Genomic DNA, 23001 nt, shown 5'->3' with positions numbered 1-23001 from the left:
TAGTATATCAATCAATACTCGTCAGCAGCTACATCTATTATTGATTCGGGAACTATAGATTTTACCAGTTTAACTAGAATTGAACGATCGATGCGGTCTAATTCGTTTCCTGAATCTTTTATTAGAATCAAGCTCTTGCGTATATCTGACTGTAGCCTTGTTATCCGGGACGAGTATTCTTTATCCAGGCTAAATGATATATTATCACCCTGAACAGTGGGAATGTATTTGCGGCGAACCTTGAGGCTACGCAGTTTTAATTTATACATCAGAGTATTAATCTGAAAAAGGCCGGCGTATTGCTTATGGGATTTCTGGCGGAGACTTTTGGATTTAATATATTTTGCATTATCTTCAGCACTAAAGTCATCATGTAGGCCCCAGTCAAAGCAATTGACGTAGAGCCGCTTTCTACCCATCAAGTCAATCCGCTTAGAATAATCACCATCCTCCGCACCGTAAGAACCATAATCCTCGTTCCAGAATCCAACATTTTTAAAAGACGAACAGTCCATAAAAAAGATGCCACCGGGATGGCTTCCTTTGAAATCGCAACGGTCCAGCAGTTCTTGGCCATACGTTTCAGCTACTATTTTATAGTACTCTGAATTGTAAAATATAGGATATGAAAGCGCACTGACATCCTTATACTTTTCACTAAGGTCACACATTTTTTTAAGCCAACCTTCCAGTGAGAAAAATATATCATTGTCGAGCCGAAGGTAAAAAGGAGCCGTAAACCGGGACCAGACAAAATTTGTGGCTACAGCAGGTCCCATATTTTTCGTAAAACGATATGCAAAATGAACCAGCCCCTGTTCCCGAAGTCCGCAAAGAGTCTCCCAGGTATCATCGGTACTGGAATTATCTACAACGCAGAGGGTAAAATCGCATCCAGCGTATTTCCATATTGATTCAATCGTGCGCTTAGTATGAGCACTCCGATTGTAAGCAGTAATGACTATGCAGACATCACCTGAAGGCAGGGTTTGTGACATTAAAGCAGCTCCAAAAATTTAATTGTAGAATCCAGTATAGCAATATTTTTTTCTTATATTTTATTATAGTAACCAGTTAAAATAGACAACTTTACTATATAAAAAGGCCCACACTAAAAGTGTGAGCCAGTAAGAAACATAAATAGAATTTATTTAATACAGCCAAGCTCTAAAACCATGGTATTGTTGCTGTAGCACTTAATCCATACTTCGAAAAAACACCCTCAGCAGGCTTCTCCAACAGTTCAGAATGTTTGATGAATAGCTTAAAGCGTGCCCCTCTGCTGCAACTTTTCATTTCGATGTACGGAAGTTTCACTCGCTTAGCGGTATTATCAGGAATAAGCTTCATAGCTTCTTCCTGAGTTATATTTTTCCTTTTTATCAGCCTTCTACGCTCTTTTTCCGGGTTACTTTTTACCTGATATCTGGAAACAGTACGATAACTGACAGATTCCGGGACCGGGTTGACCTCTCCAATGACAGTATAGTCCCTGATACCACGCATCCAATTATTCTTGGCAAGCATATCAAGAGAATCTGAATTTGAATGTAGCCTCAAACAATCTCCGAGCCTGTTGTTTTCCTCAGAAAAATTCGGAAAGCTGACTCCAACGTTTTTATCCCCGAGATTAACCAGAGCAAAATGTAACTTACCAAAAAGGATATTCAGGAGAGTCTGCGAATTAAATTCACTGTCTGGAACAACCTTTAGATCGAGATAGTAATTCATTTGTCACCCTTACTATTTACTGAAGACTCCACCACGAATTAAAATAGCTATTAAGAATTTAAGATCATCTTTCCTATCAATCTCTATATCATCTGATAAGAAGCGCTCCAATAGTTTGAAAAAATTATTCCCCTTAGAGCGATATGCAGTTGCCATAGAAGTCACTGAACCATAAGGCTCTATAGCTATAGGTTTTGAAGCATTTCCACCTTCATACCACGTGTCAATAGTACGCAATGCATTAGATATTTTTTGGCTATGAAATCCTGCTACGCCATCAATAGAATACAACGTCTTACTTTTTTTACCAGCAACATTACCACTCTCTTTCCCTTGGATGAACTCTTCTGATGGGTAAATTTCTTGCCCTGATCCAATACGAGCAAAAGCAACAATATTCAAAATAGCAAGATCTCCTGCGAAACCTTTTGCAATAACACAAGCGAGTTCATTGATAGCTGCTTCAGCTTTATCAGGAATACTAAAGTCATTAAGTGAAAAATCAAATCCATCAAAAACCCACTCCTTAGTTACCTGACCTTTACTAAGTAGTTGAACTTTAACTTCTAAATCATCAGCTCCGAACCTATTTCTCCATAAAAAACGTCCATTGGCCAAATTCAAAGCATAGCGAGTAGATATATCTTTAACTACATCATCATCTATATATTTAGAAATTTTTTCACTTAATTTTTTTTGATATTCAGGCTCACTGCATGCAGAAGGTAAACCTATATTTCCAAGTATCTTACATGAAAACTGTAAGCTAAAACTGTCTGAACTAGCTCCAATTGAAGCAACATCAACTCTCTGTGGATTTGCATTTTTTATAGAATCTTCTAATTTTTTATTTGTTACTGACCGGGAAGAAATTGTACCTCTTACAGCTTTTTCACGCACCAAGACTGGTTCCCAGTTTTGAAAATTCTGACGATCAGACCACTCACCGGACTTGAAAAGACCGTCTGAAACATCAATCTTTCTTTCAAAGGCAAGAACTGAAGGCAAACTTATTTTAGAATTTTTTGCAGCCATGATCGTCTCCTAATTATTAATAAATTTTGGATAATTATTTACCAGCAGATATAAATCTTCATCTTCACGGTAATCATAAAACCATAAAAGATTATTCACTTCCGATACTCTGTGAGGGCTTAACCACTCACCAAGGGAATAAACACATTCCACAAACTGGGCATTGACGCTCATATCACGGCAGTTAGCCACTTCGCCGGGCGCATACAGTTTGGAAATCCCGACATACCCTACCGGAATAGGAACAATCCATCCTGATTTTCCATCTGTGCGCCATTCATATGAGAAATCATCCTCACCATCCTGACCAGAATCAAGCTTCACACATCTGCTCGTCAGCCTGGAATAATCCAGCAGAGCATCAATACCTGTAGCCTCAGAGTTTTCATCATGCTTCTGTTTAAAAGTATCTCTCAAAACATCAGTTCGGCTTACCAGAGTAAATCCGGGCATAAGCTTTGAACGGATACTTCTAAACTGATTTTCTCGTTTTTCCTTATTGGAAGAGACAGGTATAAGCTCACAAAAGGTTTTATTTCCCTCAACCGGTAGAATGCTTCCCCCGGCTATACGCATTGTTTGAACAAAAGCATAAATCTGTTCTTTAAATTCTTCCTCTTCTTCTTCATCTAAATCATCAAAGTCACCGTAGATTCCAATTATGATGCTTACGTCTATGTGGCAGCGGCCTTCCTCCTGAAGAGAAGCGGAAACAAATTTTGCACCTTTCTTTTCCAGCGGATTTCTAGTCTGCTTAAAAGTTGTTTCGAAAGATCCATCAGCCTTGTTTACCTGTGGATCAAAAGCATGGCAGACTACACCAACTCCGCAAAGCTGGACTTCATATTCCGTTGAATCCTGAACTCTTATATTCAAGGCTTCAGTGAATCCGGCAAAAGCAGAGATGGCTGGAAAACCCCATGTGAGTGGGCTGGAAATAGTGTTGCAATTGATAAGGCGTAGATGATTCAAAACTAAAACAGCATCGGGAGTTTTAAATTTCAGGCTCATAATCCGCCCTCCCAGTTGAACTTTTTCATTTCCGTTTTCAAAGCTGTCTTCCAGATATTATATGTAGAGTTATCTACTTCTATTTTATAAAATTTCTTGAGCCGTGCATTTAAAGTCAAAGCAAAATTATGGCAGACCAGTTCCAGCCATTCATCATCCTGCACACCGGAATCTGAAGGATATCCAACATCAAGCCATTTTTTTTCATAGTCAGGCAGTTTATACTCAGGGGAAGCACTCCAGGCTGAGGGCAGAGAACGTAACTCCATTGCATAGTTCAAAACATCATCAACAATCGCGGCAAGAATCTTGTCCCGGCCATGTCTGGTATTCATATTATCAACTGTAAGTTTTTTAAGATATTCGCCAAGAGCTTTTACCCAGTATCTGACGTTTCTACGGTAATACAGTGATGAGCTAAAAATACTTCTGCGGGGAATTGAAATTTCAGCTGATTTCCACATAGGCGGTAGTGAAGGCAAAAGATAACTTTTACCATGACGCATGCTGTTCAACTGGCTGATATTCTGCGGTTTGCTGCCGCCAAAAGACTGTACGGCCAGATCAGGATAGCTGTGGATTGGCTGTTCACAAAAATCATTACCTTTGCGTGCTTTTCTGGCAGCCTTAACTTCTTCACTGAAAAAATCCGAACTGAGTTGTTCATGTATATTGCTGACCAGAACCGAAGGATACAGAGGCAGTAAGAGATGATATCCGTCACTAACGGGGAAATATACCTGCTTGGTCAGGCTGTGGGCTGAAGGTTCCCGTTCTTTGATGAACTCTTTAAAACCGTCAAATATCTGCTTTGCTGTTTCTGAATTATCAGCAAGGGCCATTTGAAAATTTTTGTCATCCTCAAGCAGCATACTAAGCAGAGAACGTCCTTTATATTCAGTCTGTAAAAACTTATTTACATCAAGAGCTGCGGCATTTCCCACAGCATCATTCACATCTGATTTAGCTCCTATGGAAAATGAACTTACAAATTCATCAGGTATTGATTTTGATGCCGTGCTGCAAAAAAGACCGGACGCACCCTTTGCACACGAATTCATATTTTTAGGTGTATGGCTTACAAGCTGAATCCATCCGGCTCTTTTGGCCGCATCAAGCAGCCAAGTTTCTGTCTCATACTTGGAGCGGACTTTTTCAATATTTAATTCTTCTTCCGCTATCCCTTTTTCTGCTTTTTCAATATCAGCAGGCAGGGCTTCGTCTGAGGCTATACTTTCTTTATATTTTGCAATTTTTTTAAAAAAAGATTCACTTTTAGAATCTGCAATACTTTTCAAATAGTCATCAATGACTTTGCGTATAGCATCTACTTCATCCTGATTTACTTCGCTCATAGCGCCTCTCAAGATTGCTTGGTATTAGATTAAACCACCTGATAAACTTAAATTTCAGGAATAAAATCCAAGGTTGGGATGATATTTCCATCCTTTTTCTTCACCGCTGGCCCTCAAAGCAAACTGCCCGAAAATTCTGGAACACTTTTCAATATCCATATCCAGATCATCCGCCAGCTTTAAAGCGACCTCTTTAAAGTCGGAGCCATCCCAGAAAGAGATTGACTCGCTATCAGGCTCAAAATCTTCTTTTCTAAACAGATAGTCACAATCAATTTCCTCCCCGACATCATTAAATCCAATAAATTTTATTTCTTCATACTCATCTTCCAGCACACATGAGTAGCGGTTATTCTTCTCCCCGGACCTGAATCCGGTTGTTTTTTGAAGATATCCAGAAAGACTGGCCCGAGTATTCCACCACCTGTCAGCGCCTTCTGTTTCATCATCGTCAGCAACCTTTCTGCTGGTCATGGTATTCCTGATCTGAAAATGTTCCAGATCAACAAGGTTGCCTGTCTCATCAAAATTACTGCGCTCTTTTATCCTCGGCAGAGAATTGATTTCCCGATACTGATCTTCAGTCAGAACATAATGCAGATCATGGCTTGAAAGCTTGTGCCATTTGCTTTCAAATCCGGGCTTTTCAAAAACTACTTCTTTCCCTTTGAGGGCTTTTATATTTTTCTCTAAAATATAAATATTTGGATAATTGCAGACTTTATCCTTCCGGTGCCGCCAGACCCTTCCGGCAAGCTGCACAATTGAACGCATGGAAGACGGCTCAATTATAGCCCAGTCGTAATCATGGTCTCTGCCGACTTCCGCAACAGGCGTTGCAAGAACAATAAAAATATGGCTATCCAAATCTGACTTTTTCAAAGTTTCGATTACATATTCATTTTCAAAAATACTTTGATCATTTTCACGTTTGAGAATTGCATCGAGCCGCTTTTCAATGGCGGACCGAACCATCAACGGATATTGGGAATGATAGCAGCAGATATGGACCCGCACTCCTTCCGGAGCACGGCGGCAGGATAACTCTTTGGCAACATTCACTGCGGAATTAATATTGGCCATTCGGACAAGACCGAAGCTGACTTTTACGGATGAATCAGACGGGCTGCAAAAATGTCTGCTGTGAAGTTCTGAGCTGTATTTTAAAATGGTGGCAGCCACATCAGCTTCCGTACTTTCACATTCAGTATCCACTGCTACTATTTTACCGCGTTTTCTCTGCTCTGTTGCGGATATTTTTTCACATCGCTTCTCAACAAAGCTGTTATGCTCTTCAATAAAATTTTTGCCTGAATCCATATCATGCGCAACCGCATTGAATTCATCAAACCATGCACAACACACCGGAAGTGTTTTCACTGAACTACCGCAATTTTTCATAAAAACCTTACGCCCGGCGGCATAAGCATCAAACAGTCCTTCAATAAATGCCGGAGGCATGGTTGCAGAAGACAGTAAAACTCTGCTCCCCAGCATTCCGGCCCAGTTTACGAGTCTGCTCAATCCGTGCAGGTCCGCCAGCGAAAAATCATCAGGTTCATCAAGAATCAAATCAGAAGTGAGCAGCCTGAGCATTGGCGGAATATGGTGCCCGCCCCTGAGCGATTCCGTGCCCGGCATAAGATGGTCAATTGTGCATACGGTTATGGGCGAGGTAATTAATTTTTTGGCTTGGAGATTGTTATCAAACCAGCCGGACAAAACAGATGAATCCACATTTCCTTCATAGAAAACATGACTGTTTTCATCCAGAAAAAAATCATTTTGTTGCTGTGGCGCAGCGCTTTCACAGCCGTTTTGAGCAGGACGTTCACGGAGCTCATGCAGCCTGCGCACAGCTCCACCGCCGACAAGCACCGCAAGTTCATCATCGCCCAGTGAGAGCATTTTTCTGTATGCGCTTCCTGTCTGAAGAGTCAGAGTTCGCAAACCGAGCGCATAGGTAAAACGCACTCCATGTGGAGAATCTCCAATGCCGTACATTATCCGCCCGTTGGCAAAAGTTTTTCCGCATCCGGTTGAGGCCATATTAATCCCGAAAAAACCATTTTCAACGGATCTCTGCGCTATGGATGCCGCCAGATCATAACATTTATTCTGCCATTGAAACTGTTTGATCGCGGCCCTGCGGGTGAAACCTTTGTGCCGACCAATGCCCGGCAGATGATCTCTCAACCTCGGCAGAGCATGTAAAAAAAGGCTGCTCTTTGCAGCCACTCCAACAAGGTGTTCAGCAAGGCCCTGATTCAAACAGGAATGGCCGTCCGCCCCTCTTGCAGTATTTGCAAACAGTCCCCGGTCCTGCGCCACAATTCTCTGACTGCGATCAGTAAGGCTGGAATAAAAATGGTCCGCCATGATCAGGGCCATGCGGGAAATATGAATGGCAAAACTGTCATCAAGCCACTTATTATCAAATATATCCTGCCGGGCTACGATGCGTGCGGCGGCTTTGATGGCCTGTTTTTCCCAAAGGGGATTGTCGAACGGATTTAAGGTAAATTCCCAGTTTTTAGTTAGGGGAATATCATCGGCATCTTTGAGTGATCCGGCCCAGTCGGCTGATATTTTAGAAGGCAGCTTTTTCAATTGAGGAATCTTAAGTTCCCCGGAATCTGATGCCGGAGCAGGCATACGATGATGGCTGACCATAAGCCAACCTACAAAAGAAGCAATCCGGTCCATTTTTTTAAAAGGGCTTTTTGCTTTTTTAGAAATACCGTCCATAATCAGCGAATCATCAAACTGCCACAAACTCCCGAAACGGCCCTCTGCAAGATCGCTCAGCCACTCAATATCTTCTCTCCCGGCTACAAAATTCTGAAAAATCCTGAGTGAAACCCACTCGTGACGGTATGGATCAGCTATTCGGGCTGATTTCTTTAATTTTTCCTGAAAATGAATGCTGGCTTTGCCTGAATCATGAAGGAGAGCGGCAAGAACTGTGAGCAGCCGTATAGATTCTAAAGAATTCCAAGTATTCTCGTCATCTTTTCGCAGAACATTGCTATAGGTAATATTGGTGGGAACAGCTCCCTGCTCATTAAAAGATGGGGAAATATCCTTCATATTCGGCATATAATCCCATTAAATTTATTAATCAATATTTATACGATATTTATATATTCTTTTTCATAAAATGTTCTTTCTGGTGACCCTTTTTCACAGCACAAAATATAAATGTTTAAATTCAATATCTTACGTTTTTAGAATTTAAAAGGGTATTTATTGTATTTTTAAGATGTACCTATTGATTTTAAACAAATATTCTCTAATACTGCCCTAGTTCACTGCCGGATAGGCAGCTTAGAAAAGAGTGATAATCTGGACAGCATTGAGGTTTCGTGTTCACTGCCGGATAGGCAGCTTAGAAACGCTTTTCCTGCTGTGCTATAAGCTTTGTATAGTTCACTGCCGGATAGGCAGCTTAGAAATGCCGCCTGCCAAGTATTTGTTATATTTACAAGTTCACTGCCGGATAGGCAGCTTAGAAAGTAGAAAGACTCGACAGATATAACCACTTCTGGTTCACTGCCGGATAGGCAGCTTAGAAATCTTCATCAGGATCTGCTACAAATTGCGGATCGTTCACTGCCGGATAGGCAGCTTAGAAGCCCCTTACATTTTCAGGCGAGACAGCCCACTATTAAGAAGGCGATGTTGGCGACAAGCGATATTATCAGGGCCTGCACCCAGCTGAGTCGGCTTAGGAACTTATATACTGCGCCTTCCGCGGCCACGGTTGCCAGCTCAAGTGTTGCCAGCATGCCGGATGTAACTATGGAGTAGTGATTTATGAGGTATCCCAGCACTGGGAGTGTCACAGCCTGAGCCAGAAGGACTGAGAAAGCACTGCGAAAAATTCCCGGACCACCGAGGCGGAAGACTAGACGGGTAAACACAAAAAAGATCAGTAATTCCAGAACAAATGATACAATAAAACCAATCAGCAGCAGGTTTACAGGAGGATAATTAGGCACTTCCCGAAACTCTTTCTCGCCTTTTTTTGTTAAGGAGAAGACTCCGTTACGGATAGAGATGGTGTAATAAACTTCTTTCCCACACACTGAAGAAGGTCCGGGAATAAGTTTACGGCCGGATTCTAGTGCCGCCCCGCCCGCTCTGAGGATGGCTGAATCTGAAATGAGATCAAGACCATCAAGGCTTCCGGCTGAATCGTAGAGACTTTTCGGAACAGCCAGAATTTCCAGCTTATTTGCGCGGCTATCCTTCACAACCCCACCCTTGGGCCGGATTATTTTTCTGATTTTTATCCGACCGTTCAGAGTTTCGAGATGTACAAATACATAATCTGAAAAAGACTCCATATTTACAAATCTTGCGGAGACATAAACAGGATGAAGCTGTCTTGAGCTTTCAGCAGCATGTGCATAGCCTGCCGATAATATAAAAATGAGAAGTAGAATTAAATTTTTCATATAATTATTTAATACACGATAGTTACAAATGACCCGATATCAGGTCGCATGAATTTTGATACAAGTCTGTATTCAATAATCACACTCTGCTCACCTTCCCCTCGCGCTCCGGTCTGGTAGACCGGAAAATAGAAACAAAGCCCGCTTCTGGTAAAAGCAAAATATCTATAGTTGTTGAAATAAGGCGCAAGCCCCTGCTTCTCCAGCGGAGTCAGGGCATATCCTCGCCGCTCTTCCAGAATATTGATGACATACTTGGAAATTATACCCAGATTCCTTTTGTTGCCATAAAGCAGATTCTCAATTGTAATGAGTTTACCGGTTCTCATATCCAGAAAAAATGTCTGCATGGTCACTTCAGGATGTGCTCCGCCCATGTACTCTTCCACTGAAAATTTTAAATTAAGATATGGTCCGAACTCTTTATGCCCTGCCAGCGATATCTCCAGTGTATTTTCAGTTGCAGCCATTCCCGCGGCAGCACCATCAGCAATAAAATCTGCTTTAACTTTCTCAATCCACTCCGCAACATAAGAACCGGCTTTGCTGTTACGCAATACCGGACTATCAATAGTCATTTTATACGGAGCTGCGGATTTAATTTTTTCAACAGAAATTACATACGGGGAAACAGGTCCTGCACCTGATCTGGCTGACGGCCCTTTCCAGATTAACATACAAAACAATAGAAAAAAGACGAGGAGTACCGTATTGCTTTTCATCTAATATATATTATATTACAAATCACTAAACTGGAAGCATAAATAAACCTTCTGGAGGACTGATGGCGGGTAGAATTACTTTTTTATGGCTGAGTATATTTATATTTATGTGCTCTCAGGCTTTTGCTGTCAGATCACCTGAATATTATGAAAAACTTGCGGAAGAAGCTCAAATAAAAGCCATCGCCACAATTGAGCAGGTTCAAATATTAAAGCATGGCAGGCATTACACATCAAAAAAACTAATTTTTAAAACTGAATATGCACTGACAGATGATACCCCGGAGAGATTCACTGCAACCTGTAAATCAATTGATACCGCAAAGCAGGAAGCCAATGTACGGATAGACGGAACCAAATACTTCTATCCGCAACAGGGAGAACGTGTTTTAGTAAAAGTCAAGAATGATGGCTCGGAGCTTATATTCATGGACACGGTCACTCCTGAACAGGAAGAGGCCATAAAGAAAGCCCCCGAGAATTATCGTTGAAAATTAAGCTCTATATATTAAATAGTGACTAATCCGTGCGGACTACTCGAAAGCCGTAGTCTTCCATGCGGCTGCGCTCACCGGTTGCAGACCAGTGACGGGTTGCGCAACGCAGATATTCAGAAGAGGATAGAAAACTCCCGCCACGCAGCACACGGTATCGGTCGGATTTATGATTCTCCCGTTTTTTAAAATACGCAAACTTATCATAACCATCACTGCACCATTCCCAGACATTACCAAGCATATCATACAGACCGAAGGCATTGGGCTTTAATTTTCCCACAGGATGACTCACTCCATGCCCGCCAAGCAATTTAAAGCCCGTAACGCTGTTTTTAGCATACCAGGCATAATCTTCAAGCATATCAGGATCATCACCAAAAAAATATTCTGAACTTGAGTCGGCACGGCAGGCATATTCCCACTGAATTTCAGAAGGCAGACTGAATTGCCCCTGACCTTTTGCAGAAAGCCATTTTGTGAAATCAACGGCATCCTCCCATGATACAAAGACCACGGGATTTTCATCCGCATTCAGAGAACCGCCATCATTTTTTTTGCTGTCGTGATCCGGTTTATATTTACGATACTGTGCGTTAGTAACTTCATATTTTCCCATCCAGAAGCCTTCAAGTTCTTGCTTATGCGCAGGCGCCTCATCAGGACGGCCATCATCCGCACCCATTATGAAAGAACCTCCCGGTATCCAGATGAACTCCATACCTGTAGACGTATCAATCCAGATTTCTCCGGCTTTGTGTTTTTTGGCTGGCACTTTCTTAAGCACAAAACTAAGATTCAGCTTTCGTCCGGGCTTAACATCAATCCACTTTGTTATATCTTTATAACCCGGTTTTGAAACAGCTATATGATACCTGCCCGGCTTAAGAAGCATACCTCTGGAATAACTGATGTTGCCGCTTAAAAAGCTGATCCGGGCATCCTCAGGCGTTGGCGAGATATAAATTTCAGCACCTTTGATTGCGCTATTTTTTTTAACAACATGATCAAAGGTTTCAAAATCCTGATAAATATAATCGTCAGGATTGACTGCATAAGCAAGAACTGCCCAAGCAACCATCATGCAGGTCATTAATGCAATTTTTTTTATCATGTACTTAAGCGGTGTTAATTTGTTGCAGCGGTTTATTGAATCCAGAATTCAACATCCTCAGACCACCATGAATTATCCGGTATGGAAGAAAGATTATCCATAAATTCCGGTAGATTTTCAGCATTCAGCCAGTAATAGCCATCCCGCAGTTCCAAAGAGCCTGTCAGGTCCATTTTCAGGGAATCATCCACACCTATGACTTTAAAAACCATCCGGCCCAGCGGTTCTTCCACATCATAGGAAGTTACCCCGCCTGAAACAAACTCCGGAAACTGGTAAGTCCGCCCGGCATGAAACGAAGCAGGATCGAGTCCGGGAATCGGGTAGAGCAATATTGCTTCACCCCGGTCAGCTGCGGGATCATAATTTAAAATATACAGTTTTGAATTTATCGGAGGAATGACGGAAAAACCCATTTTAGCACCAACGTCAAAAACAGAAATTTCATTTTTTTTGAAAGCAACTTTTTTAGCACCCTGAACTTTATAAATTTTTAGATGCGAAGACTTTTCCTGCGGATTATCATCCGTGCGTTTACTACCGTCATCAGTTAATATTGCGGTTATATCCTCTACAGTTTCCGCAAAATCAGTGCGGGGTTTTCTGGTCCTCGACAACTGCTCAATTTCTTTGTTCACCGGCTGAATTATGGATGCCGAGGCCACCGTGCTGCCATTTGATGGATTAACAACCCTGACTGTGATTGCAATATCCTTCCCGGTTATAGAGTAGCTGCCCATCAGCAGCAGATCGGCCTGCAATCTTTTACCCATCCAATCGCCAAAGTTGAAGACATCATCCTTATGCTCTTCCATTTCGTTTCTGATAATGGCTATCTCCATCCGCTCCACAATATCCCAGTTGCAATCCTTAATACCAACCATAGCAGAGGAAACATATTCGGCTATCCGTTTGCCCAGCATGGACTCATACGCTGCTCCGTGGGATTTAAATTCAAGGACGGCGATTCTTTTATTTTCAAGAGAATCTGAAGAGCTTAACTCATCTGCAAGCTCTTCTCCTGATTCCTTAAGATTTTCAGGTGGACCGAAAAAACCGGCATGTGCGGTTGCACTAAAAGTGCATAGAAAAAAAAGACAGAAACATATCCCCGTTAATAATCTGATAAAGTGCATATTATTTAATTCTACTGATTTTAAGCGGTTCTTTTGAAGTCATCTCAGGTGACTGCTCAAGGTCCAATGCGGAAAGCTTTGATTTCGCATAGTTAAAGGCTTCCACACTATCTACCCAGCCATCGTTATTCAGATCCCCCTGCCCCATAAGAGCTTTCAGGAAAAAATAACTGAAAGCTCCCTGCCGTCCGGGAGCATATTCTTCCGCAGGACGGTCCGCAGCAGAAGCGGTGATGAACTGTTTGCTCTTGGAAACGAGATTTTTTTTGACTCTTGGTTTTATGAGCTTCATACCGGAAGCGCTTTTACCGGACCCGGAAAAACAGGCATCAATAATTGTAATCATCTGGTTATTTTTAATTTTTGAAAATCTGGAATCAAGCTCGGCCATGGAAATAGCAGTACGATCACTTAGGCCGTCAAGATTTGCCTCATAAGGGATAAGTAAACCATCCCTGATTGTGGTTTTATCTTCCCCCAGAACAGGGGAGCCATGGCCTGAAAAATAAAAAACTATTTTAGCGTCAGGATTCAAACGGGCTTTGCGTTCAAGCCATGCAATATTGTTAAGAATATTTCCAAGAGTCGCATCACGGTTAATCAGTAACTTTATGTGCGCTGAATCATTTTTAAAGCCACCCATGCGGGTGAGCAGGCGCTGAACCTGTCGGGCATCATTGTCGGCAAAGCGTGGTCCGTTAATAGTCTGATACTTGCGGATACCGATCAGGACAGCATAAGCCTTATCAGTCGCCGGAGCTGTCTGCTTATGGCTGCCAATAGCTAGAACTTCGCTTGAACCGGATGAAATATCATTACCTGAGGCAGGAACAACCAGAACATTATCCGGTAAAGGTTTAGGCAGCGGGATATCCACAGAGTCATCCCACATGGCCAGAATCATTTTTTCTTTGGCTTCAGCAATTATCCCGGATTGGGGATAGGTTCTGCTCATGTCTATCAGCGACTTGGTCGCCCCTTCCCGGTCACCACTTCTGAAAACCTGCCATTTTTTATCAACCAGATATCCAGCGGCCTTATCTACATTTGCAGAACCTAAAAGCGTTGCTTTGGAAGAAGCATACTTCAGAGCTTTTTCATACCGCCCTTTACGAAATAGAACCTCCATAGTGAGAATTGCGGAACTTTTAGTCTTTCCCGATTTTCCGGCCCATGTAAGAGCTTCGTCATCTTTACCCAATTTATAAGCAAGCCAGCCGAGATTATTTATGAGTTTACTATTATGCGGGCTGTGTTGATAAAGCTCAGACCAGACTTCATAAGCCTTATCAGGACGTTTATATTTGTAATATCCCAACCCAAGATTATAGCTTATTTTTTCATTTGAAGGACACCAGTTATGCGCCTGTAGTAAACCGGCAAGAGCTTTTTTAGGATCTTCTTTAAATTGCAGAGCTGCTTTTGCGGAAAATTCTTTGGCAACAGGACACATATCACCAGCGGCAAAAACATATTTTACTGAAGCGGTAAAAATAAGACAGGTGCAAACCCAGAAAACACAAATAGATCTATACATCCCCCCTCCGTGATAAACATAGAGATATCTTCTTTATCTTAAACTTAAAATAATTCTAAATCAAGAAATGTTGCCAAACCGACTGCTGACTATAGCCTGCGCCCTCAATAAATGTGGCAATAAGGGAATGTGTGAAGCGCACTCCTGACGTGGAACCCATATTGCATCTTAAGAATACTAAGGAAAAGTTTTCCCGGAGGACGCAAATGATAGAGCAACTTCACTCAGGATATAAAACTCAGGCCTTAACCTATACAAATCAAGGCAAAAGAGCTCAAAACAGTATCAGACAATCAGCATCAGGGGACTCGGTGAGCCTCTCTGACGGTGGTAAACTGCTATCGGATTTTTTTTCCGGGCTCGGAATAAATAACTCTTCCGGAGGAGCAGTTTCCCTCTCTGAGCTTGAATCAGGGCTTCAGGAAAAACAGCAGAATCTCAATGACAGAATAAATACTCTCTTTTCGAAAAATGGAATCAGCACAGACCCGGAAGTAAGCCTGACCTCGGACAGCGAAGGGCACATAAAAGTAGCAGGGAACCACCCCGATAAAGACAAAATAGAATCTTTATTAAACAGTTCTCCAGAAATTTTAAAAGATTTTCAAGCGGTATCCGGCCTGTCTACTCTTACAGATGCCGGTCAGGAATATTCCGATTTCGCCGCCATGTATAAAACCGATCCTTATGGTGCAGTCAGCAAATATTCGTATTTATTCGAGGGTGGAAGTGCAGAAAATTTCTCAATGAAAATCACTGACTCTGCTCCGGCAACATCTGCTGAAGAAACTGAGACTAATGATCAGGAAAAACCAGATTTCAGCAGCCTGACCCGCAGTGACCTTATGGACTGGGTGAATGATGAAATAAAAAGCGGTAGAATGACTGTGAAAGACAGCACTCCATTTGTAAGTCTTTCCCTCGGTTCAGCCGATGAAAATGGTAAACCGATTAATATTGCGGATGATACCAATAAATATGATTTCATAAAACTGGCACAAAATGGAATTGAAGGCGCCCTTTATTTTGGAGAAACAGACCTTGCCGAATCACTTCAATATGCGCTGGGTATAATGACCGGGTAAAAGACAGGCCATGGGCGGAGTTAGATTTACATTTTAATTTTTTGCTGAAGAAAACGGCACAGAGGTATAATTTCTCTGTGCCGTTTTTATTATGAACAGCTATAATTATTTTATAATCATCACTTCATCCAATGGTGCTTATCTCCTTCAACATTGCCAAGATGGCAGACATTACAATTATTATCAGCTCCTATTGCACGCTGATTCTTCTGATATTGCATCGGAGCAATATTATCTCTGTCAACTCCGTATTTATTTACGGTCGGATAGTTGGCATGCGGACTGTTATGGCAGGCAATGCACATAACCTTGCCACTATTATCAAGGCTTAACCTGTACAGCTCCGATCCATTTTTTGTCCATACATTGAAAGAATTGGACTTGATATTGTCGGGAATCCTGCCCTTAACAACATGACAGGTGCGACAATCAGGTTCCTGAATCCATGGGATCCTAGCATTAACATCAGCAGTGCTCTCCACTGTACGCGGTTTTAAATTACGCATAAGCTTTTCAGCTCCGGGTTTACCGCTGTCTTTTTCCTTTTTAAGCAGTGAGAGGGCATGATCTTCCAGATATCCATGGCAGCGAACACAACTGACACCCTTTTGACTATGAACTCCACGCAGGCATTTAGTCGGCCCGTCAGGACGGTTTGGATGGCAGTATGCACAGGCCTCCGCTCCACGTCCGGTCAGGAAATTCGCGTGAAAACCATGAATTGCAGCGGGAAGATTTAAAAGCCCCGGCTTTCCCTTTGCCCCAAGAACCGGATCAGGATGACAACTCTGGCACAGCTTCGGGTTACCGGCAGCAGCCTCTGAAACTAAATCAGTATTGCTCAGCCGGTCATGCGAGCTTATTACATCACGCCCGGTCTGCTGGGAGATACCTGCTATCCCCTTCATTTTCCAAGGACCGCCATGGCAGTTTTTACAACCCATTTCAGTAGAAGTAGGAGTTACTGCCGCTGTGGTTGCAAGCAGCTTGCCTGTCTTGGAATCATAAGCTTCGACAGTAAATATCGGATAAGGATTATATTTTCCGTCTTCCGTGTACGGTTCAACTGGAATAAGTGAGGCTTCAAAGCTTTTAAGATCCTCTTTAAGATGCATTTTGCCCCTAAGACCATTGCCGGAAAGCCCTATATGCGGCTCCAGATTAGCCCCGAAATGTGAATGTTCGTAATCCCAGAACTCTGAACGGTCAGCCGGATTTTCAAAGCCCGGCTCGACATGATACTTTAAGGTAACGCCTGAAGTTACAACTTCCGGCTTTTCACCTCTGCGGATCAGCTGAGCCCATAAATCATTTGCCGGGGGTAGCAGAACCCATTCTGAATAACTATCTGAAATACAATGCATTCCAAGGTTATTCCATGCCAGTAAGACATATTCATCATTTTCTTTGTCAAATGGTGGAACTTCTACCTTCAGGTCTTCACCTACAAAAGAATTTTCAGCAGCCTTTGATCCATGAAGATCATCAACTATATACGTTGCCAGAGCCAGACGTTCAGTTCTGGTTCCGATGAAAGGCGGCATAATGGAATTTATTTTACCCATACCATTCAACTTTGAATCCATTCCAATAACAGGATATTTTTCCGTTAGCGGCATAATATCGTTCATGGGACCGCCTATGGAATGGCAGCACGAACATTCAATCTGAAAAACAGATTGTCCCGCTTTAGCAAGGTCATTTAGATCAGCCCTGACCCACTTTGATGAAGCAAGGATACCCGCTCTGTTTAGCTTGGAAACTTCATCAGTACGGATCTGACTCGAATACATATAATTATAAACAAGATATGGCTTTCTGGCCGACTCTCTTAAAAATTCAAATGAACCGAGAAAGCCTATTCCAAGAATGCATAATATAGTTGTCAGGGCGACTCTGGCCTCTTTAGGCAGGCGGACCATCATTGCGGCTCCTAAAATGAATATAGAGGCACCACAAATAAGTATAAGCCTGTAGAATGTTGAGATTCTTGCAGCTTTTAGTGTGAGGCGCTGCAAGGTTTCAGGTGGAAGGACGGAAAAATACCACCAGCCGCAAAAAAGTGCCAGAACGACAGAAACAATAGCCCACCGTGAGCAGCATCTGTAAACTTTATTGCGAACCTCTTTATTAGGAATTCTTCCGGCGGTGATAAAACCGAATAGGCCGGCAATCATGAAACTGATAAAAGTCCTGAAAAATAAAGAAGGCCAGAATGAAGGATTAAATAGTGCTCCCCAGAAACCGCCATCTTTAAGCCAAACCCCCGGCGTGAGCATAAAGCCGATAATACCGTTGATTACAAAAAGAGACATCCACGCAAAAATAAAATAAAGCCAGCCTATCTTTAAATGATCTCTGCGATCCATTTTATCAAAGCGATAATAAAAGATCAGCAGAGCTACAATTTCCAGTAAAAAGAAAACCCATTCAATTGCCCAGCCAAAAACAAATGTTCTAATTAAAAGTGATGTGGCTCTTGGTGCAAGAACAGAAATAGAATACCAGATACCTACTCCGCTCATACCACCGAAGACCATGGTCAGTATAAGGAAAAATTTTGTATGTGTTCTGACATAATCAAGCATCAAGGGAGAATTTTCCTTAACTGCTTTGCTCTCAAATAAAGGCAGGAAAAGACCTCCTCCCACTGCAAAATGAGCTATGTAAACATGAAAAATAGAGATGAAAGCAATGAAAAAGCCACCGCCGAATGTACTAAGCTCCCAGATTGGATATTCCATTTTTTAGACCTCCCTTTCCTGCTTGAATCCCAGCTTCAGCATATACCAGAGTACAGCCAGACCCAGCAGCAGCAAAACAAGAAACACAATCAATGGAGAAATTTCACCGAGCACTTTTACTTCGGCAGTATTATACTCGTTTAAGGTTAACGATCTCACAACTGCTCTCAAAGCAGTCATAGCCAGCACAGTCAATCCTACCCATACCGCTGCTGATTTCACTTTACCGGTAAAACCTGCTGCAAGAGCCGGCAGGGTCAAAAGAACTGCAAAAGCTAAGATCATTGTCGCAGATTTCTTACCGCCCATAAGGGCCAGCATCACATTCTGCTTTAAAGAAATTATCCACCATAACCCGGTAGCCATCTGGATCATGGTTGCTCCGGCAAAAATTTTCATTGCCGTCATCTTTATGCTTTCAATTTTATCGGGTGCTAATTTTTTACTGCACCTTATTGTAAGAGCAATAAAAAGACCGCCTATGGCTATGGATGAAAAAATGAAATGCAGGTATCGCGGAACAGTTGTCGAAGAAAATAGATTCAGTATTGTGCCGGAAGCATTATGAAAATACATTTCCCATTGTTCCGGATTTTCCATGTTAGTCAGCACAGATGTAAGGATTAATGAAATTGCAACGATAGTTGTAATGCCCGCAAGCAGACAGGCTGGAGTTTTAATCGGAGTATGGAACTGACGATGCTGATGAAGATAAAAAGCAGAATATCCTGCTATAAATAAGAACACTGACAGCATCCACCAGATAGCGGATATAACTGCGCTTGTGTAAAAATAATTTCCATGCACAACCTGAAGAAAAAGCAGTGGAGGGATTCCTAAATTGACAGACAAAGCAAACAGGGTCGGTAATTTCGGACTTACAGTCTTATATATATAACTGTCGCGCTCTTTAAAAAAGAAATAAGCAGCTATAAGCCCTGAGCCTAATAGAATATTGACCACGATAAAATGCAAAGAAAGGGTTAAAACGCCCAGCCCCTCAAACCATAATGCGGAAACAGGAATACTGCCTTGATTGGGAATAAGAAGATTTATATCCATGATCTGCTACCTCCGTATAGCAAGATAGCCTATCACAATTATTATGACAATAATTTAATACTTTTTCTCTAGCACCCATGCTGTTTTTTTAAACAAAGCTAAAAACAACATCGTAGTAATAAAAGAGCACCCGGACCAGAAGGCTTACGGGTGCTCTCAAATTTTTAAATTCAACTTAAGATTATGACTGCTGGAATTATTTATACATCAGGAGTTTTCAATTCTGTTATCAGATCACGAAGTTTACCTGACAGATCAGCCATATTTTCCATGGCACTCAGTGACTTGCTCATAGCATCAGCCGTATCGACTGCAATGGCATTGATCTCTTCGGAACTGCGGTTGATCTGCTCTGTTGTAGCGGACTGTTCTTCAGCAGCTGTGGCAATAATCTGAACCTGATCTGCGGTTTCATCCACAAATTCCTGAATCTTGGAAAGTGAGGCTCCGGCTTTTCTGCTTATATCTGTGCTTTCAGTTACCATCTTTGAAGCTTTTTCCATTGACTGGATGCTCTTTCCGGTGCTGCCCTGAATTGTAGAGATAGCAGTTCCTACCTCCTGAGTGGCTGTCATGGTTTTTTCTGCCAGCTTACGAACTTCATCCGCAACAACAGCAAAACCTCTGCCGGCATCTCCGGCTCTGGCTGCTTCAATTGCCGCATTCAGGGCCAGCAGGTTGGTCTGATCGGCGATATCGCTGATAACAGCCATGATATGTCCAATGGCATCGGCCTGACCACCAAGCTCTCCCATTTCTTTTTGCAGATGCAGCGTTTCTTCATTTAAACGGTCAATAGATTCAATAACACTTGAAACAAGCTGACCACCGTCAACTGCCTGTCCTCTGGCACTGTTGGCATTCTGGGCCGCTTTTGCAGAGTTTGCCGCAACTTCGGAAACAGCAGTGTTCATCTGTTCCATAGCGGTAGCAGTCTCAGTCGTTCTGTTACGCTGAATCTCCGAACCTTCCATTGACTCCTGAATGAGCCTGTTAAGCTCAGACGAGGCTACAGATATCTGGCTGACAATTCCTTCAAGTTCTTCGGCAGCATGATACATTCCCTGCTGTTTTGCGGATTCAGCCTGACGTCTTGCCTCATCAGCTTCAAGCTTCGCTTTCTCGGCTGCTTCAGCCTTCTCTTCAGCTTCACGACCTTTAATTTCTATTACTTCCATATTGTTTTGCAAAGTCTCTTTCATCTCATCAAGCGACTCGGCTAAAACTCCGACTTCATCTTTTCTATACATTCCCATTTTATTCGGGAAATGGCCGCTGGAAAGATTCCTTGCAAAATCAACAAGAACTTTCATAGGGGAAATTATGTTGTTTGAAACAATAATAGTACTTACGGATCCGATGACAACACTGAAAACTGTTATGCCGATCAGCATCAGCCAAAGGCTGGAGTAAGATTGCTGAGCCTCTTTATGCGCCAGTTCAGCCTGATTTCTAAGATTTTCTGTCAAGGCATCCAGATGGTCGCGCATGGCGTCAAATTTCTTTACCCCGTCACTCATAGCCAGCTTAGTCAGTTCAGCTACACTTTCTCCTGCTTTCTTCTTATCCAACAGACCGAGAGAAAAATCACTCCAGACTTTACGGTCACGCATATAATTCTGAACAAGAGAATGCTGGCTATCTAAGATAGTAATTTTATCAAATTTATTAACTCTTGTATCTGCCTGTTTTTTATTGTCTGTATAATCTTTCATCTGCTTTTCAAATGAATTGGAATCCAGATCTGCCAGCAGAAGAGTTCTCTCTGCCACATAAGCCTGATGGAGATCACGGTCTGCCTCCAGCAAAAAGACAACCCCTTTAAAATCACGGCTGAAAACATTTTCAAGTTTATCCTCAATACTTCTTGCACTTGTCAGGGCTAAAATTCCCATAAAAATAAGAAGAACAATGTTTACGCCCAAAACCAAAACAAATTTTGCCCTGATTCGTATGTCTTTCAGCATGATTTTCCCCGTATTAAACATTTATCCTGATTCAAAAAAACAAATTTTAGAAACATTATTCTGAATAACCTGCACGCAGAGAGTAATCTGACCGCAATTCCAAACATTCTTATAAGTAGTATCATTAAATAACAATTAATGACAAACTTTTTTCCAAAGACAGGCTAGAATTTGAATTTAAACTGTTTAATCAACATCTTATAAAGACTGTTGAAAAAGACTTCGAAACAAAAAGCCACTGGTACAGCAGTAAAAAGGCTTTGCCTCTTAAAAGCAAAGCCTTAAATAACAATAGGTTAAACATTTAAAAAAATGTCATGACAGCCGCATTGTAAAAGATGCCCAGATACAGTTCGTCTGGTTATAAAATCTGCTAAAATAAACTTTATAATACGATTAATTCTTCCGCAGAAAAATCATCCGGCCCGGCAGAACTCTGTTAACACATCTGAGGCACTGGAAATTTCTGTAAATTGAAATTTAAAATCACTGATTGCAAGACAAACAGGATTCATACCGGGGGCTGATTTTACAGCTACAGCTTTTGGATGAAAGCAGACTTCCAATGGACTAAGCTGAACTTCAGCTTCTGAGGATTCAATCTGCTGGGGATAAAATTCAAAATTAAGCTTCCTGTCAGATATAGCTTTTATGCCGCACAAAGAGGTTCTCACCATACCAACCTTACCATCCTCGGAAAAGCTTAAAGCCCCTGAACTGCATCCTGATACGCCTGACTTACCGTCAAAAACAGGAATAGTTCCAACCGGGGTATCAACATTCAAAGGACTTGCCGGAGTCACAAATTCAAGTTCTCCATCCGGCCAGAAACCTATCTCTCCCTTAATTGATATCTTTCCAACTGGTGTTGATATTTTAACAGTTTCACCAGGGCACAAGCAAACTCTGCGTAAAGTCCCTTCTTTATAAAAAACAAGCCCCGCAATTCTGGCTTCGATTATCCCTGCCGGAGTGGCTACGCATACAGGTTCCACATCCTTACCCATACTGTAGGCCTCACTGAAATCCTTCACCGGAAAAATTCTTTCAGGACTTCCATTCCTGTAGAATGTAACCTTCTCCGCATTAAATTCTCCTACAGGAGTTTCCAAGGGCATTATACTTTCCAGAAAAACAGAATGCAGCTCCCCTCCGGCATAGAAATGCACAGCTATATAGGAGCTGTCCGGATACCCGGAAGTTGAATATCTTGGAATAAGCTTTCCGACTGATGTCTTTAAAAGGCACATCCCTGATGGAATGCAGGAAATCAAACGTCCATTATTGTATAATTCAACCTGATCATTAACCGGAATCGAGCCGTATGGCGTTTTTACTATTCTCATAACACTCCTCCATAATCGGGTTTATATTAAGTATAACACACATTGTTGTTCTGGTCTTATTATTTTTTAACTTTTTCTGCCTAAGCAGGACCATGGGTATTCTTCCCGAAGAACAGGTTACATTGAACAATCAAAACGGTTTCAATAACTCTTGTTTTTAATATATATTTACAGCGCGGTTACACCGCAGGACACCGGACTT

The 23001-nt window shown here is 42.0% G+C and carries 17 protein-coding genes and 1 CRISPR repeat array; of the genes, 2 read left to right on the top strand and 15 right to left on the bottom strand.

Annotation, left to right across the window (positions count from 1 at the left end; genetic code table 11):
• Positions 1-11 precede the first annotated feature (11 nt).
• The 8 genes from G496_RS0100330 to G496_RS0100295 form a co-directional block, all read right to left on the bottom strand.
• Positions 12-998 (bottom strand): glycosyltransferase, encoded by a 987-nt coding sequence (locus tag G496_RS0100330; protein WP_027177516.1) that lies wholly within the window; start codon positions 996-998, stop codon positions 12-14.
• 169 nt (positions 999-1167) lie between these two features.
• Positions 1168-1731: a type I-F CRISPR-associated endoribonuclease Cas6/Csy4 gene (gene cas6f, locus G496_RS0100325; RefSeq protein ID WP_027177515.1), complete on the bottom strand. Its 564-nt coding sequence runs from the start codon at positions 1729-1731 to the stop codon at positions 1168-1170.
• 12 nt (positions 1732-1743) lie between these two features.
• A complete protein-coding gene (csy3, locus tag G496_RS0100320) occupies positions 1744-2766 on the bottom strand; it encodes a type I-F CRISPR-associated protein Csy3 (RefSeq protein ID WP_027177514.1) in 1023 nt (340 codons plus the stop codon).
• A 9-nt stretch (positions 2767-2775) separates the two neighbouring features.
• On the bottom strand, positions 2776-3777 hold the full coding sequence (gene csy2 / locus G496_RS0100315; RefSeq protein WP_034631866.1) for a type I-F CRISPR-associated protein Csy2: 1002 nt from the start codon (positions 3775-3777) through the stop codon (positions 2776-2778).
• A complete protein-coding gene (gene csy1, locus G496_RS18355; RefSeq protein ID WP_051294727.1) occupies positions 3774-5132 on the bottom strand; it encodes a type I-F CRISPR-associated protein Csy1 in 1359 nt (452 codons plus the stop codon). The genes csy2 and csy1 overlap by 4 nt, the downstream gene beginning before the upstream one ends.
• A 54-nt stretch (positions 5133-5186) precedes the next feature.
• Entirely contained in the window at positions 5187-8231 is a 3045-nt protein-coding gene (gene cas3f / locus G496_RS18350) for a type I-F CRISPR-associated helicase Cas3f (RefSeq protein WP_051294726.1), read from the bottom strand.
• A 207-nt stretch (positions 8232-8438) separates the two neighbouring features.
• A CRISPR array of direct repeats spans positions 8439-8767; the repeat unit is 28 nt; unit sequence GTTCACTGCCGGATAGGCAGCTTAGAAA.
• A gap of 12 nt (positions 8768-8779) precedes the next feature.
• Positions 8780-9592 carry a hypothetical protein gene (locus G496_RS0100300; RefSeq protein WP_027177512.1) on the bottom strand — a complete coding sequence of 271 codons (813 nt, stop codon included), beginning with the start codon at positions 9590-9592 and terminating at the stop codon, positions 8780-8782.
• Positions 9593-9600: 8 nt separating this feature from the next.
• A complete protein-coding gene (locus G496_RS0100295) occupies positions 9601-10170 on the bottom strand; it encodes a DUF3298 domain-containing protein (RefSeq protein WP_156900560.1) in 570 nt (189 codons plus the stop codon).
• A gap of 206 nt (positions 10171-10376) precedes the next feature.
• On the opposite strand from G496_RS0100295, the gene G496_RS0100290 reads away from it, so the two are divergent.
• Positions 10377-10805, top strand: coding sequence for a hypothetical protein (locus G496_RS0100290; protein WP_027177510.1), 429 nt, complete (start codon positions 10377-10379; stop codon positions 10803-10805).
• A gap of 28 nt (positions 10806-10833) precedes the next feature.
• On the opposite strand, the gene G496_RS20290 is transcribed toward G496_RS0100290, so the two are convergent.
• From G496_RS20290 to G496_RS0100275, 3 genes are read right to left on the bottom strand one after another with little or no spacing between them, the layout of a single operon-like run.
• Positions 10834-11922, bottom strand: a complete 1089-nt coding sequence (locus tag G496_RS20290; protein ID WP_051294725.1) for an SUMF1/EgtB/PvdO family nonheme iron enzyme — start codon at positions 11920-11922, stop codon at positions 10834-10836.
• 32 nt (positions 11923-11954) lie between these two features.
• On the bottom strand, positions 11955-13058 hold the full coding sequence (locus G496_RS0100280) for a FlgO family outer membrane protein (RefSeq protein WP_027177509.1): 1104 nt from the start codon (positions 13056-13058) through the stop codon (positions 11955-11957).
• Position 13059: 1 nt separating this feature from the next.
• Positions 13060-14595, bottom strand: a complete 1536-nt coding sequence (locus G496_RS0100275; protein WP_027177508.1) for a caspase family protein — start codon at positions 14593-14595, stop codon at positions 13060-13062.
• 206 nt (positions 14596-14801) lie between these two features.
• Here G496_RS0100275 and G496_RS0100270 point away from each other — a divergent pair, with 206 nt between their 5' ends.
• On the top strand, positions 14802-15680 hold the full coding sequence (locus G496_RS0100270) for a hypothetical protein (RefSeq protein ID WP_027177507.1): 879 nt from the start codon (positions 14802-14804) through the stop codon (positions 15678-15680).
• A 119-nt stretch (positions 15681-15799) separates the two neighbouring features.
• Here the strand turns inward: G496_RS0100270 and G496_RS0100265 are convergent, their stop codons facing one another.
• The 4 genes from G496_RS0100265 to G496_RS0100250 all read right to left on the bottom strand — a co-directional run bounded on the left by G496_RS0100265 (position 15800) and on the right by G496_RS0100250 (position 22799).
• Positions 15800-18424, bottom strand: a complete 2625-nt coding sequence (locus G496_RS0100265) for a cytochrome ubiquinol oxidase subunit I (protein WP_027177506.1) — start codon at positions 18422-18424, stop codon at positions 15800-15802.
• A gap of 3 nt (positions 18425-18427) precedes the next feature.
• Positions 18428-19486, bottom strand: a complete 1059-nt coding sequence (locus tag G496_RS0100260) for a hypothetical protein (RefSeq protein WP_027177505.1) — start codon at positions 19484-19486, stop codon at positions 18428-18430.
• Positions 19487-19686: 200 nt separating this feature from the next.
• Positions 19687-21453: a methyl-accepting chemotaxis protein gene (locus G496_RS18340; protein WP_051294724.1), complete on the bottom strand. Its 1767-nt coding sequence runs from the start codon at positions 21451-21453 to the stop codon at positions 19687-19689.
• A 416-nt stretch (positions 21454-21869) separates the two neighbouring features.
• Positions 21870-22799 (bottom strand): hypothetical protein, encoded by a 930-nt coding sequence (locus G496_RS0100250; protein ID WP_027177504.1) that lies wholly within the window; start codon positions 22797-22799, stop codon positions 21870-21872.
• Positions 22800-23001 lie beyond the last annotated feature (202 nt).

Origin of the sequence: Maridesulfovibrio bastinii DSM 16055 (genome assembly GCF_000429985.1) — a bacterium.
GTDB lineage: Bacteria > Desulfobacterota > Desulfovibrionia > Desulfovibrionales > Desulfovibrionaceae > Maridesulfovibrio > Maridesulfovibrio bastinii.
The sequence above is the reverse complement of the archived record's forward strand: the minus strand, read 5'-3'. Positions and strand labels throughout refer to the sequence as shown.

What these genes read in the sequence shown, in the direction of transcription:
- G496_RS0100330 (WP_027177516.1), bottom strand. Translation starts at nt 998, where the DNA reads ATGTCACAAACCCTGCCTTCAGGTGATGTCTGCATAGTCATTACTGCT.
- cas6f (WP_027177515.1), bottom strand. Translation starts at nt 1,731, where the DNA reads ATGAATTACTATCTCGATCTAAAGGTTGTTCCAGACAGTGAATTTAAT.
- csy3 (WP_027177514.1), bottom strand. Translation starts at nt 2,766, where the DNA reads ATGGCTGCAAAAAATTCTAAAATAAGTTTGCCTTCAGTTCTTGCCTTT.
- csy2 (WP_034631866.1), bottom strand. Translation starts at nt 3,777, where the DNA reads ATGAGCCTGAAATTTAAAACTCCCGATGCTGTTTTAGTTTTGAATCAT.
- csy1 (WP_051294727.1), bottom strand. Translation starts at nt 5,132, where the DNA reads ATGAGCGAAGTAAATCAGGATGAAGTAGATGCTATACGCAAAGTCATT.
- cas3f (WP_051294726.1), bottom strand. Translation starts at nt 8,231, where the DNA reads ATGCCGAATATGAAGGATATTTCCCCATCTTTTAATGAGCAGGGAGCT.
- G496_RS0100300 (WP_027177512.1), bottom strand. Translation starts at nt 9,592, where the DNA reads ATGAAAAATTTAATTCTACTTCTCATTTTTATATTATCGGCAGGCTAT.
- G496_RS0100295 (WP_156900560.1), bottom strand. Translation starts at nt 10,170, where the DNA reads ATGACTATTGATAGTCCGGTATTGCGTAACAGCAAAGCCGGTTCTTAT.
- G496_RS0100290 (WP_027177510.1), top strand. Translation starts at nt 10,377, where the DNA reads ATGGCGGGTAGAATTACTTTTTTATGGCTGAGTATATTTATATTTATG.
- G496_RS20290 (WP_051294725.1), bottom strand. Translation starts at nt 11,922, where the DNA reads ATGATAAAAAAAATTGCATTAATGACCTGCATGATGGTTGCTTGGGCA.
- G496_RS0100280 (WP_027177509.1), bottom strand. Translation starts at nt 13,058, where the DNA reads ATGCACTTTATCAGATTATTAACGGGGATATGTTTCTGTCTTTTTTTT.
- G496_RS0100275 (WP_027177508.1), bottom strand. Translation starts at nt 14,595, where the DNA reads ATGTATAGATCTATTTGTGTTTTCTGGGTTTGCACCTGTCTTATTTTT.
- G496_RS0100270 (WP_027177507.1), top strand. Translation starts at nt 14,802, where the DNA reads ATGATAGAGCAACTTCACTCAGGATATAAAACTCAGGCCTTAACCTAT.
- G496_RS0100265 (WP_027177506.1), bottom strand. Translation starts at nt 18,424, where the DNA reads ATGGAATATCCAATCTGGGAGCTTAGTACATTCGGCGGTGGCTTTTTC.
- G496_RS0100260 (WP_027177505.1), bottom strand. Translation starts at nt 19,486, where the DNA reads ATGGATATAAATCTTCTTATTCCCAATCAAGGCAGTATTCCTGTTTCC.
- G496_RS18340 (WP_051294724.1), bottom strand. Translation starts at nt 21,453, where the DNA reads ATGCTGAAAGACATACGAATCAGGGCAAAATTTGTTTTGGTTTTGGGC.
- G496_RS0100250 (WP_027177504.1), bottom strand. Translation starts at nt 22,799, where the DNA reads ATGAGAATAGTAAAAACGCCATACGGCTCGATTCCGGTTAATGATCAG.